14 protein-coding genes are annotated in these 12,623 nt (G+C 54.6%); 7 read left to right on the top strand and 7 right to left on the bottom strand.

Going from position 1 to position 12,623, the window contains the following annotated elements:
* Nucleotides 1–57: 57 nt before the first annotated feature.
* Nucleotides 58–480 (bottom strand): LuxR C-terminal-related transcriptional regulator, encoded by a 423-nt coding sequence (locus tag Q0835_RS10700; protein WP_298819887.1) that lies wholly within the window; start codon nt 478–480, stop codon nt 58–60.
* A gap of 13 nt (nt 481–493) precedes the next feature.
* Between Q0835_RS10700 and Q0835_RS10695 the strand changes: the two genes are divergently transcribed.
* The 3 genes from Q0835_RS10695 to Q0835_RS10685 are packed head-to-tail and all read left to right on the top strand — an operon-like array spanning nt 494 to nt 1,969.
* Nucleotides 494–856: a nuclear transport factor 2 family protein gene (locus Q0835_RS10695; protein ID WP_298960980.1), complete on the top strand. Its 363-nt coding sequence runs from the start codon at nt 494–496 to the stop codon at nt 854–856.
* A 4-nt stretch (nt 857–860) separates the two neighbouring features.
* Entirely contained in the window at nt 861–1,220 is a 360-nt protein-coding gene (locus Q0835_RS10690) for a DUF1801 domain-containing protein (protein WP_298960977.1), read from the top strand.
* Between the two features lie 53 nt (nt 1,221–1,273).
* Complete coding sequence (locus Q0835_RS10685) at nt 1,274–1,969, top strand: M50 family metallopeptidase (protein WP_298960974.1); 696 nt, start codon at nt 1,274–1,276, stop codon at nt 1,967–1,969.
* Nucleotides 1,970–2,111: 142 nt separating this feature from the next.
* Here Q0835_RS10685 and Q0835_RS10680 read toward each other — a convergent pair whose 3' ends face one another.
* Both Q0835_RS10680 and Q0835_RS10675 read right to left on the bottom strand, forming a co-directional pair.
* Nucleotides 2,112–2,930, bottom strand: a complete 819-nt coding sequence (locus Q0835_RS10680) for a cell cycle transcriptional regulator TrcR (RefSeq protein ID WP_298960972.1) — start codon at nt 2,928–2,930, stop codon at nt 2,112–2,114.
* Nucleotides 2,931–3,083: 153 nt separating this feature from the next.
* A complete protein-coding gene (locus Q0835_RS10675) occupies nt 3,084–4,088 on the bottom strand; it encodes an NAD(P)H-quinone oxidoreductase (protein ID WP_298819876.1) in 1,005 nt (334 codons plus the stop codon).
* A gap of 149 nt (nt 4,089–4,237) precedes the next feature.
* On the opposite strand from Q0835_RS10675, the gene Q0835_RS10670 reads away from it, so the two are divergent.
* Both Q0835_RS10670 and Q0835_RS10665 read left to right on the top strand, forming a co-directional pair.
* Nucleotides 4,238–4,435, top strand: a complete 198-nt coding sequence (locus tag Q0835_RS10670) for a DUF1192 domain-containing protein (RefSeq protein ID WP_298819874.1) — start codon at nt 4,238–4,240, stop codon at nt 4,433–4,435.
* Nucleotides 4,436–4,853: 418 nt separating this feature from the next.
* Nucleotides 4,854–5,396 carry a DUF1465 family protein gene (locus Q0835_RS10665; protein WP_298819872.1) on the top strand — a complete coding sequence of 181 codons (543 nt, stop codon included), beginning with the start codon at nt 4,854–4,856 and terminating at the stop codon, nt 5,394–5,396.
* 145 nt (nt 5,397–5,541) lie between these two features.
* Here Q0835_RS10665 and Q0835_RS10660 read toward each other — a convergent pair whose 3' ends face one another.
* Nucleotides 5,542–6,132 (bottom strand): TetR/AcrR family transcriptional regulator, encoded by a 591-nt coding sequence (locus tag Q0835_RS10660; protein WP_298960969.1) that lies wholly within the window; start codon nt 6,130–6,132, stop codon nt 5,542–5,544.
* A gap of 139 nt (nt 6,133–6,271) precedes the next feature.
* Between Q0835_RS10660 and Q0835_RS10655 the strand changes: the two genes are divergently transcribed.
* Nucleotides 6,272–7,162 carry a sterol desaturase family protein gene (locus tag Q0835_RS10655; RefSeq protein WP_298819868.1) on the top strand — a complete coding sequence of 297 codons (891 nt, stop codon included), beginning with the start codon at nt 6,272–6,274 and terminating at the stop codon, nt 7,160–7,162.
* A 219-nt stretch (nt 7,163–7,381) separates the two neighbouring features.
* On the opposite strand, the gene rpmE is transcribed toward Q0835_RS10655, so the two are convergent.
* Complete coding sequence (gene rpmE, locus Q0835_RS10650) at nt 7,382–7,606, bottom strand: 50S ribosomal protein L31 (protein ID WP_152499888.1); 225 nt, start codon at nt 7,604–7,606, stop codon at nt 7,382–7,384.
* 309 nt (nt 7,607–7,915) lie between these two features.
* On the opposite strand from rpmE, the gene Q0835_RS10645 reads away from it, so the two are divergent.
* Nucleotides 7,916–9,724, top strand: coding sequence for an ABC transporter transmembrane domain-containing protein (locus Q0835_RS10645; protein ID WP_298960967.1), 1,809 nt, complete (start codon nt 7,916–7,918; stop codon nt 9,722–9,724).
* A 48-nt stretch (nt 9,725–9,772) separates the two neighbouring features.
* Here the strand turns inward: Q0835_RS10645 and Q0835_RS10640 are convergent, their stop codons facing one another.
* The gene (locus Q0835_RS10640; RefSeq protein WP_298819861.1) at nt 9,773–10,564 is read right to left on the bottom strand and encodes an SDR family NAD(P)-dependent oxidoreductase; all 792 of its coding nucleotides are present in this window, start codon (nt 10,562–10,564) and stop codon (nt 9,773–9,775) included.
* A 133-nt stretch (nt 10,565–10,697) separates the two neighbouring features.
* Nucleotides 10,698–12,605: a propionyl-CoA synthetase gene (locus Q0835_RS10635; protein WP_298960964.1), complete on the bottom strand. Its 1,908-nt coding sequence runs from the start codon at nt 12,603–12,605 to the stop codon at nt 10,698–10,700.
* Between the last annotated feature and the right edge of the window lie 18 nt (nt 12,606–12,623).

The following is a 12,623-nucleotide window of genomic DNA, read 5'->3' as shown; positions in this document are numbered from 1 at the left end:
GCAGTCCGTATCTGAGCCGGAGCAGTAGAGCGAAGGCATCCATCTTCAGATGGATTGCTACCGTGGGTCTTCCCGGCTAGCTTTTTCCGGGGATCTCGCTGCAGCCATGACTGCTGCCCGTGACGGCAGGTTTAAGCGCTTCAGAATGGCATGCACATGGTCTTTTACGGTGGCCGGGCTGATGGAAAGGTTTCTCGCAATTTCCTTATTGGACTGACCACAAACCAATAGAGCGGCGACATCACACTGGCGGGGTGTCAATGGGGCGAACAGATCGGTCTTGGGTACGGAATAGCCGAGTGTGACCAGGGGCGCGCCGATCTGGTGGCTGGCTTCCAGATCGATCTTCAAGTTGGTTCCTTCCCTGGCCAAAGGTGCGAGCGCCGCAATGACGCCTGACGGAACGGGTCGTTGAGGATCCCTCTTCAAACTTTCAAGCGCCTCGGATAGGGCGGCAAGCACATTCGGATCAACAGACATTTGGGACACTTCCATGAATGACATGCCTCTAGAGATCACTAACTTTTTCTTGGCAATGCAAGCCGGTCCGTCCGGGCAGGCACAATTGGGGCAGCTTTTTGCCCCTGATGCCGAATATTCCGAACCTTTTTCCGGTCTAGATGAACCTCATCGCGGACGCGAAGCGATCCTTGCCGCTTTTACGGCAAGCAGGACAGACGACTTCGACGATGCCGTCATTCATTTGGGTGCGGTCGAAGTCTCTGGTTCGACCATTACAGTCAAATGGACCTGCTATTCCAAAGCCATTCCAGGAGGTAGCGGCAGCGGCACGAATGTCTTTGTTCTTCAGGACGGCAAGATCATCTCACTGAAGACAACGCTTGATCTGGGTTGAGGCCATGAAAAACCCCGAAGTCGACACATGGCTAAAGGCCTATGACAATCCAATGAAACCTGTCGTCGAGGCGACCCGCGAACTTATCCTGAATGCAGATTCGCGGATTGGTGAAACCATCAAGTGGCAAGCACCGACATTCGAGTACAAAGGTAATTTGGCAAGTTTCTCCCCGAAGGCGAAAAAGCACGCATCGCTTATGTTTCACAAAGGCGCCCTGATACCAGGTGTCTTTCCAAACCTGGAAGGTGACGGCAAAGAAGCTCGCTCCTTCAAGATCGCCAATCTGGACGATCTTGCACACAAAGAAACGGAACTTCGGTCGATCGTGAAAGCCTGGTGCGATTTGCGGGATGAAGCCTAGTCAGGCTCTCAACCCGCTTGACATTTCCGTGTCGCCAAGGCCTTTCAGATGAGATGCAGATCCTGAAAAACCACTGGCAGCTGATATCGATCATGGTGGTGCTGTTCCTGCTGTGGAACACACCCCTCGTCATTCCGCTCAAAATCCTGATTGTGTTCCTGCACGAGATGTCACATGCCATCGCGGCAATCCTGACCGGAGGCACGGTGCTCGATCTCTCTTTGTCGCCAAACCAGGGCGGGCACGTGATCTCGAGTGGCGGCAACAGGTTTTTGACTCTGTCCGCTGGTTATCTTGGCTCACTGATCTTGGGTGCCGGACTTCTGATTCTCGCGCTGCGCACCGATTTCGATCGTCAAATCCTGGCGCTGTTCGGCGTTGTCATGCTCCTGGTCACCTTGCTTTATATCCGGGACTGGTTCCCGCTGCTCTTTTGCAGCGTCACCGGCCTTGGAATGCTCGCAATCGCTCGATTCTTGAGCCTCGAGATCAATGACATGGTGCTCCGGATCATCGGTTTGTCGAGCATCTTCTACGTCCCTTACGACATTTTCGACGACACGATCCGAAGATCCGGACTGCGTTCAGATGCCTATATGCTATCAGAGGAGTTCGGCCTACCGACCGTGTTCTGGGGCGGTCTGTGGATGGTATTGAGTCTGATCGTCATCTTCTATTGCATGCGATTTGCGATCGGCGAGAACAGCAACATTCAAATCGGTCGCTTCAAGCGCGACAAAACCCCCTGAAACCGCGCTGTCGTCGTGGGCAAATGCGAACCGTACCGGCAAACAAGCTACTTGATGCCGGAAACAATGATTGATTGCCAGGTAAGAAAAAACCGCCGGCTGCAGACAACCGGCGGTTCTGAAAAATCGGGCAAGCCACCAATTACTTGGTGTCTTCTTCACCTTCGGTTTCTTGGGCTTCCTGGCCTTCAGCCTCAGGCGCAATATCTTCGCTTGCGGGTTCATCACCCTCTTCGCCTTCTTCGCTCTCTTCGCTCACTTCACTCTTCAGCGAGCCCAGATTCGCAAAGACAGCGTCCGCATCGATTTCTTCTTCTTCCTCACGTTTGACCGGTTGGCTCGGATCAAAGGAGAAAGCAGCCGCGATGGCGTTTTCATTTGTCGTTTCTTCAACCGGCATCAATCTCTCTACCGGCTCTCCGACCATCGGCTGCGGAGCATTCTTGGCTGCCTTTTCAACTTCCATGTCCAGCTCCAGCTGGCTACAGAGGCCGAGTGTCACAGGGTCTGACGGTGTCAGGTTGGCGGAATTCCAGTGCGTACGGTCGCGAATTGCTGCGATGGTCGGCTTGGTGGTGCCAACCAGGCGAATGATCTGCGCGTCTTTCAGTTCCGGATGATTGCGCACAAGCCAGAGGATTGCATTCGGACGGTCCTGGCGGCGCGAAACGGGCGTGTAACGCGGCCCCTTGCGCTTTGACTCCGGCACGATCACTTTCGACCCCTGAAGCTTCAGCTGATAGTTCGGGTCGTTCTGGGCTTTCTCAACTTCTTCGCGGCTGAGCTGCCCGGTCAGGATCGGATCCAGACCTTTGATGCCCTGTGCGGCTTCTCCGTCGGCAATCGCCTTCACTTCGAGCGGGTGCAGTCTGCAGAAGGACGCAATCTGCGTGAAGCTCAACGCGGTGTTGTCCACGAGCCAGACGGCGGTTGCCTTTGGCATAAGCGGCGTGTTCGCCATCGGGTAAATTCCTCTCATCGGCTCCCTCGCCCGGCGGGGCGAAAAAGCAGTGTTCCATTTATCATTAATGGGAAGTGGGCGGAATATAGTGAAAACGCAGGGGAAACGCAAATGGGAACGCAATCATTGCGCGTTACCGACCGTACCCGGAAATCAAACCTCCATCGTAAGAACGATTTTACCAATGTGTTCAGAGCTTTCCATGCGCCGGTGAGCATCTGCTGCCTGGCTTAACGGAAACGTGGAATCCATAACCGGCTTGATTTTTCCCGATTCGAGCATCGGCCAGACCCTTGCCTTGAGGTTCTCGGCAATCGCCGTTTTAAAAGCGTCGCTGCGAGGGCGCAAAGTCGATCCCGTATGTGTCAGCCGCTTGACCATCAAACGTGAGAAATTCACCTTCTCTGAAAGACCATTCAGTGTGGCAATCTGGCATATCCGTCCCTCGACTGCGGCGGCTTTCCAGTTCCGTTCAACATAGTCTCCCCCGACCATGTCGAGGATCACATTCACCCCCTCACCATTCGTGATCTCATGGATCGCCTTTTCAAAGGCTTGCTCACGATAGACAATCGCGTGGTCAGCACCCAAGGCGCGAACAGCTTCTGCCTTTTCTTCCGACCCCACCGTTGTGAAGACCTCGGCGCCAAACGCCTTCGCCAACTGAATGGCAGTTGTGCCGATACCGGACGTTCCGCCATGGACGAGAAACCTCTCACCACTGGACAGTCCGCATCGATCGAACACGTTCGACCAAACGGTGAAGAAGGTTTCGGGCAGGGCCGCGGCCTCGATCATCGTCAGTCCCTGAGGAGCTGAAAGCGCATGTCCCGCCGGCACTTTGCAGTAGGCGGCATATCCACCGCCTGGTGCCAGCGCAGTCACCATATCGCCAATCTTGTGGTCTCTAGCATCTTCGCCGCACGCAACAATTTCCCCCGACACTTCGAGGCCGGGCAGATCCGAGGCTCCTTTTGGTGGCGGATAGGCCCCCAAACGCTGGAGAACATCGGGCCGGTTCACACCGGCAGCATGGACACGGATCAGAACGTCTCCTGCACCTGGTTCCGGGACGGGACGCTCTTCAAGCTGCAGCACGTCCGGACCGCCCGCTTCCGAAATTGCAACAACAGACATGCTAACCGGCAATTTTTGCATGAAGATCGTTCCTTCTGGTTCATTTTGGGACTGGTCCACGGCTCGATGCCCGGACTATGATAAATTGACAAAGGGCCGATTTGAACGCATCCAGCTTTTTCCGACCGGTCCATTTCGTTCCTGCGTCTCACATTCCGGGGAAGGAAACAATGAGCCTATTTGACGAAGATGTCCCCAAGAAACCTGAGAGCGACCCCATCGCTGTGGGCGAGGATCTTTCACGTCATTCGGAAAACGACCTTAATGAGCGGATAGAGGCATTACGCGAAGAAATTAACCGTACGCAGAAAGAACTCGAGCAACGAGGTACTATTCGCGATGCGGCAAACTCGATCTTTCAGAAATAGCCTTGGCATTTATTACAGTCTTTGAACTAATTCTGAGAACTCGACGATGAACAAGGTAAACCAGCTAGGTAAAAATTTACTCGTTTACCTCTTATTAATCTTTCCAAAGTATAAATTTGTATATCCAGTCATCTGGATGTGAGTGGCTCCTGTCCACTCTGTTTGACGCCTCCCTGTTAAAGACTTCAGAGCCGCAACCGTGCGGCTCTTTTTTTTTGGGCCACGCTCATGGTATCCTTGGTATCGTTCTGGTTAAGCGCCACATTTGAGCGAGTTTGGCATGGAGATTGCTCAGTAGTTGGTACGAAGACCTGCATCGTTCTAAAATGGGACACCTGACCCGAAATGACATGTTTCGGGACATGCAATGATAAAAATGCAAGTCGAACCGGAAGTGTAACTGAGGCGTAGCAATCCTATGACGGAAGACATCAAAACAGCCGAAGAAGCGATAGGCACCGTGCACATCGCTCATCATCTTGCCAGTTCTGACAATTTCCAGACTTTGTTTCAGGAAGGCATGTCACTGGTTGAAGAGACAGCCATGTATTTGGATGGCTCCGGCCGCGAAGAAGCCAAAGACTTGCCCCGTCCGGCATCGCTAGCCTACGCAACAGAATCCATGCGCCTGACAACCCGTCTGATGCAGCTTGCATCCTGGCTTCTGCTGCAAAGAGCTGTGAACGAAGGCGAAATGTCCCGCGAACAGGCTGGCAGCGAGAAGAATAAGGTGCGCCTGGACAAGCTCAGCAGCGCGACCGGCGGTCCGTCCTGGGACGAGCTTCCCGATACCCTGCGAGACCTGGTCGGCCGCTCGACACGCCTGCAAGAGCGCGTTGTGCATTTGGACAAGATGCTTTACCGCGGCGGTGACGAACCGCAGACCGAGGAAGCAAACAATGACAATCCGGTCGCCTCACAAATCAACCAGCTGCACGCGGCGTTCGGAAATCTCGGCTAAACGAGCCGGGGTCCAGGAACACGAAGGAGCCGCCAACTGGCGGCTTTTTTTGTTGGTCGCAGGCCTCGGAGGGCGCGCGGCGCAACCAACTCACGAAGGTTGCCTCGATTTTCATTTGCCAGGGCCCTCTGCCCCACGCCCGCGATCATGAGCGCTCCACCAGACGACCTATGACTTCGAGCAAGGCTGTTTTGATGTCGCTCTGCAACGCATCGCTGGTTCCGACGGCACTCTGCCCCGCCCTTTCGATCAGATCGAGAACAAGTCCTGCGGTTGCGGTCCGGTTCGCGTAATTGTCGGGAAGGTATCTTTCAACAGCACCTATCAGTCGCTTTCTCGTGCCTGAAAACACACTACCGATATCCGGATTTCTGAAGATCTCCGCAACAATTTCCGCACTCAGAGCTGCATTTGCCGGAGAAGAACAGACTGCGAAATAAGCTTGAGCGAACTCCATCAGGGCGTCGTCACCGCTATCCGGGGCATTTTCCAGATGACTTAACAGCGGCTCCATTTCCGCAGCTTCAATCTCTGAAATAGCAGCTATGATTTCATGCTTTCCCTTGAAATGATTGTATAGATTTCCAAGACTTATGTCTGCCTGCCCGGCTATGTCGCGCATGCCCGTCTGATGAAAACCCTTGAGGATAAAAAGCGTCGCAGCCGCTTCGATGATCAGACTGCGCCGGCGCGCTGTCTTTTCCTCACGAAGGGACAGTTCCGATTTCTTTTCCATGACCCGCATTTCCGTGGATTGTTGACGTTTCTGGATCGAAGCTACGACCAGTTCTCATTTCAGGTTTTGAGCCCACTTGCAATTCGCACAGCACGATTATATCTAAACGAACGAACGTTCGTTTTTAAAGGAGTTTGTGATGTTTGATAATATCGAGTTGCGTTTGTCCATTGTTGACCCGGTATTCTCCGTCATAGAAATGATCGGACTTGTCTTTCTCTTGATGCTGGTCTCCGAAGCAGCGTGGGATGTCTTTTCCGGATACCGGAAGTCGTTGAAGGAAACCGGCACAAACATCTTCATTTCGATCGTCAACAGTCTTCTGGAACGATTGGCGTTCGGCGCCATTTTCGTTGTCGGCATCTTCGCATCAGAGAGACTAGCCGTTGCGAACTTGCCTCTGTCATGGTGGTCCTGGCTGATAGCAGTCCTATTGGCCGATCTGACATACTACTGGATGCATCGATGCGAACATCGCGTTCGCCTGCTTTGGACCTATCACAGCGTTCATCACTCTTCGCCTGAATTCAATTTCAGTACGGCGCTGCGTTTGGCCTGGATCGAGGCCTTGTTTACCTGGATATTCTTTGTCCCAATGGTGGTCATAGGGTTTGATCCGGCTCAGGTGATTGGTGCACTGGCTGTCGTGATTGCCTATCAATCCTGGATCCACACGGAAAAAATCGGGAAGGTTCGAGTTCTCGATGCGGTGCTCAACACCCCGTCGAACCATCGCGTTCACCATGGCCGGAACCGGATTTATCTTGATAAGAATTTCGGCGGCATCCTGATCATCTGGGACAAGGTGTTTGGTACCTATGCTCCAGAAACAGAGGAAGTCCTTTTCGGAATAACCAAACCTGTCGGCTCGTCAAATCCCTTTGTGATCAATTTCAGTGAAACAGTGCTTCTACTGAGAGATGTTTTCCGGTCAGGTTCGCTGAAATCGCGGCTTGGAAAAATTTTCATGCCGCCTGGCTGGACCAACGACGCCAAACCAGGGGTCAAAACAAGCTCAGAAGACCGATAGACACTTCGGCAGATATTCAAATGAACCCGGATTTGAATTTGAAAGGTCGATTTTGCAGCGCAAGCGACTAGTCTACGGCAGCCTCGTCGGCTGAAAACCTTTTCACTGCCAAAAACTGACTGCGATGCTTGGTCGCCAATGTCATGATGAGAAATTGTCTCCAAGCACAAAAAACCCGGCCAAAGCCGGGTTTTTTCAATCAAGGCTGTCGCTCGGTGTTTAGGACCCGAGGAAACCAGCAAACTTGTTCTTGAAGCGCGACACGCGTCCACCGCGGTCCATCAGCTGACGGTCACCGCCGGTCCAAGCCGGATGAGACGTCGGGTCGATGTCCAACTGCAGTGTATCGCCTTCCGATCCATAGGTGGAACGGGTGGTGAATTCGGTACCATCGGTCATGACGACCTTGATGGTGTGGTAGTCGGGATGGATATCCGCTTTCATGGCCGGTCCTTTCAAACACCAGGATGGTCTTTCAGGGAAAGTCGTTATCTTGGCGTAAAACGTAGTAAAGGGCCGCCGATCCGGTTGCGGACGCCGCCCTCAGAAACATGTCGCGGGGATATACCTTAAGGTGGAGTGCAAAACAAGAGGCAAAATCGGGCAAATCCTTTCAATCTCGAACATCGGTTTCAAACGGCGACATCGAAAAATAAAAGTCCGATCTGCGCAGTTTCCATAGAACTTGATCAATGCCATTGAGCCTTTTGCGGAACATGCTAAAGACGGCTTGAAAAGCATGAGGAGAGACTTGTGGCCGACGCCCCTGCATCACAAACGCAGCAAGAGCAGAAATCTGTACGCAGATCCCTGAAGCCATTGACGCGATTGATCCCCTATCTTCGCAAGCACAAGGGTATGGCCATCGGCGCCCTGGTTGCCCTCTTTTCTGCTGCCGTGATCACACTCATTCTGCCCAACGCGGTTCGCCGCATGATCGACTTTGGATTCGGGGCGGATGATCCTGCGTTGGTGAATTCCTATTTTGCGGTTCTGGTCGGTGTGGTTTGTGCCCTGGCGACTGCCAGCGCAGTACGATACTTCCTGGTCATGTGGATCGGTGAACGTGTTGTCGCCGAACTCAGGTCGGACGTTTTCGCGCACCTGACGCAGCTCAGTCCCACCTTTTACGACACTGCGAAATCAGGAGAGATACTCTCGCGTCTGACTGCGGACACCACCCAGATAAAATCTGCCTTTGGGGCAAGTGCCTCGCAGGCGATGCGCAATTTCATCATGTTCGCCGGGGCTTCGGTCATGATGGTCGTCACCAGTCCGCGACTGTCCGTCATTGTTCTGGCAGCCATTCCTGTGATCCTGGTGCCAATCCTGGGCTTCGGGCGACAGGTCCGCAAACGGTCGCGCTTTGCACAGGACACATTGGCCGATGCATCGGCCTATGCAGGCGAGATGCTCGGTTCGGTGAAAACCTTGCAGGCCTTCACCCACGAAGCCAGAAGCGCGGACCGCTACGGCAGTGCCGTCGACGCAGCTTTTCAAGCAGCCCGCAAAGCCATCATGGCTCGCGCCGCACTGACGGGTTTTGCCATCATGGTGATTGGTGCCAGCATCGTCGCCGTCTTGTGGATCGGTGCAAGCGATGTCTTTTCAGGACGCATCACCGGCGGCGAGCTCAGTCAGTTCCTGCTCTATTCAATTCTTGCGGCCGGTTCACTCGCAACGCTTTCGGAAGTCTGGGGAGAGTTGTCGCAAGCTGCCGGCGCGGCTGAACGACTGTCTGAACTCCTGGATATCGAATCGGAGATCAGTGCTCCGGCTATGCCGGTCAGCCTGCCTGCTGAACCACGCGGGTCCATTTCTTTCGATGATGTATCCTTCGCTTATCGCAATGCCGAGCACATGCCGGTAGTGAAAGAATTATCACTTGAAATTGCTCCTGGTGAAACGGTTGCCGTGGTCGGCCCATCCGGCGCAGGAAAATCGACACTATTCAATCTGCTGATGCGGTTCTACGACCCGGCCGAAGGCATCATTCGGTTAAACGGAGTGGATCTGAAACAACTCGACCCAAAGGGCCTGCGCCAACAGATTGCACTTGTGCCGCAGGACACGGCCGTTTTTGGAGCAAGCATTGCCGAGAACATTGCCTATGGCCGACCAGACGCCAGCCGAGAGGAAGTGATTGCTGCTGCAAAGGCCGCTTTGGCAGACCCATTTATTGCGGCAATGAGGGACGGTTATGACACACTGGTCGGCGAGCGCGGCGTAACCCTGTCAGGCGGACAGCGCCAACGGATCGCAATTGCCCGAGCCGTTTTGAAAGATGCACCGGTGCTTTTGCTGGATGAAGCCACAAGTGCGCTGGATGCAGAAAGCGAACGACTGGTTCAAAAAGCTCTCGACCAATTGATGGAAGGCCGCACAACGCTCGTCATAGCGCACCGCCTGGCGACGGTTCTGAAAGCGGACCGAATTGTCGTCATGGACGAGGGCCGCATTGCAGAAACCGGCACGCACACGGATCTCAGCGCGGCGGGCGGGCTTTATGCCAAACTTGCTCGTCTGCAGTTCGATGCGGAAAGACAGGCCGAAGCGGTCTAGGAAATCTGCAAGAACACGGTCAAGCCACCGTCAGACGCTAAGTCGCCGTCAATCCTCGTCCGGCACTTCCACCGTGTAGTTCAATGGCATGCGACCACCATCGGCGATGATGGTCTGTCCCGTCACATAGCTTGCATCTTCAGACGCCAGAAAGGCGGCGACACCTGCAATCTCAGCCGGATCGCCTACACGCAGCAAAGGTGTGCGCGACAAAAGTCTTTGTTTGGCTGCCGGATCGTCATTCACCGACGACAGCATGTCCGTCATGATTGACCCTGGCCCAATCGCGTTGACGCGAATACCGTGTTTTGCCAGCGATAGAGCCGCTGTTTTTGTCAGCTGCGACACGCCGCCCTTTGAAACGCAATAGGCAAGCTGGGTGGGAATGGCCAACACCGCATTGATGGACGACATGTTGATTATGCAGCCTGGCGTACCGCCATTTTCCACCGTTTCGACCATATGGCGGGCAACGGCCTGCGAACACAGAAAGACCCCCTTGAGGTTGACCGACAGAACACGGTCGAATTCGTCTTCTTCAAAGTCAAGAAAATCAGCGCCGGAGACAATTCCTGCGTTGTTCACCAGAATATCTATCTCACCATAAGCGTTCAGAGTTTCGGCGACCAGATTGCGAACATCCAGACGTTCCGCCACATTTGCATGAATATAGGTGGCCTCGCCGAGCGTCTTCAGATCATCCGCCGCGCTCTCGCCTGCGTCGTCATCGACGTCGCAGATCACGACTTTGGCGCCGTCCATGACAAATCGCTTGGCGACGGCGAAGCCGATACCTCGAGCTGCGCCGGTTACAATGGCAACCTTGTTTTCCAGAGACACGGAATCCTCACCGCTGTTGGTTTCAAATTGCGCTTTTTTGTGCGCGGGCCGCTCTGCGGCGGCCCGACATTAGTTCGCAATTCACGCGGTGTCGATGGCAGTCACGTGCCTCCAGTAACGTAAGGCTACGATGTCAGCTGGAAATCCCGTGTGATTTCAAGGCGACGGTTATTTCATCCAATATCGCCGGATCGTCGATCGTCGCGGGCATCCTGTAGCTCTCACCATCTGCGATCTGGCGCATGGTACCTCGCAGGATCTTTCCGGAACGGGTTTTCGGCAGACGTTCGACAGTAATTGCGATCTTGAAAGCCGCAACTGGCCCGATCTTTTCACGAACCAGCCCGATCAGTTCCTTTTCGATAACCTCATGTTCCCGATCGACACCGGCCTTGAGGACGACGAAGCCGCAGGGCAGCTGACCTTTGAGTTTGTCGGCAATACCGATCACCGCACATTCGGCAACGTCTGCGTGGGTCGCCAGAACCTCTTCCATGCCTCCGGTAGAAAGCCGGTGACCGGCAACATTGATGATGTCGTCGGTCCGCGCCATGATCGAAAGATAGCCATCATCGTCAATGATGCCGGCATCAGCCGTTTTGTAATAGCCCGGGAACTCGGCAAGATAGGCATCAAAGAAACGCTGATCCGCATTCCACAGCGTCGGCAGGCAACCAGGCGGCATCGGCAGTTTTACGACAATGTTTCCAAGCGTATTCGGCCCAAGCGGATGACCGGCATCATCCAGCACCTGCACGTCGTATCCAGGCATTGGAACGGTAGGAGATCCCGGCTTGACCGTCAGTTTTCCCAAACCCATCGGGTTGCCGACGATGCACCATCCCGTTTCGGTCTGCCACCAATGATCGATCACCGGCACCTGAAGCTGATCGATGGCCCAATTGACCGTTTCCGGGTCGGCACGCTCACCGGCCAAAAACAGCGACCGGAACTGGGATAGATCGTATTTCCTGATCAGTGTTCCACCCGGATCTTCCTTGCGGATCGCCCGGAATGCCGTCGGCGCCGTAAACAGCGACACCACGTTATGGTCCGAGATCACCCGCCAGAAAGTCCCGGCATCCGGTGTTCCCACCGGTTTGCCTTCGAAGACGATGGTGGTGCATCCATGCAGCAAAGGTGCATAGCAGATGTAGGAATGGCCAACCACCCAGCCGACGTCTGATGCGGCCCAGAACACCTCGCCCGGTTGAATGTCGTAGAGGTTGCTCATCGACCATTTCAACGCGACCATGTGGCCGCCATTGTCGCGCACCACGCCCTTGGGTTGGCCTGTCGTTCCGGACGTATAAAGAATGTAGAGCGGATCCGATGCCTTGACGGTGATCGGGGCGATTCTGCGGCCTTCGGCAACGGCTTGCGCCTGCAGCGCTCCAAGGTCGAAATCACGTCCGTCGACCATATCGGCTGGCTTTTCGTCGCGTTGATAAACCAGGCAGCACTCCGGCGAGTGGGACGCCAATTCAATCGCGTCATCGATCAACGGTTTATAGGCGATCACGCGGCCCGGCTCGATTCCGCAGGAAGCCGCGATGATGGCTTTTGGTGTTGCATCGTCGATACGTGTTGCCAACTCGTTCGCCGCAAAGCCACCGAAAACGACCGAATGGACGATGCCAAGCCGGGCGCAAGCCAGCATGGCCATGACCGCTTGGGGGATCATCGGCATATAGATGATGGCCCGGTCACCCTTTTGCAGCCCCCGATCGGACAGCACGCAGGCCAGCGCTTCCACCTCCTCCAGGAGTTCAGCATAGGTGTATGTCGCCGTTCTGCCGGTAATCGGGCTATCGTAAATCAGCGCTGGCTGACCTGGCCGCCCCCGTTCCACATGCCTGTCGAGACAGTTGTAGCAAGTGTTGCACTCCCAGTCCGGAAACCAGCGACCGTATTGCCCCTGGTCCGGATCAAAAATCGTGTCGGATGTCGAATCCCAGTCGATTTCAGAAGCCGCCGTTTTCCAGAATCCCAACGGATCGTTTTTCCAGCCCTGATAGCCCTCGTGATACCGGCTTGCCATCGCTATGTCCTCCCAAAC

The organism is uncultured Roseibium sp. (assembly GCF_947499295.1).
Lineage (GTDB): Bacteria > Pseudomonadota > Alphaproteobacteria > Rhizobiales > Stappiaceae > Roseibium.
This window is presented reverse-complemented; position numbering and strand designations above follow the sequence as displayed.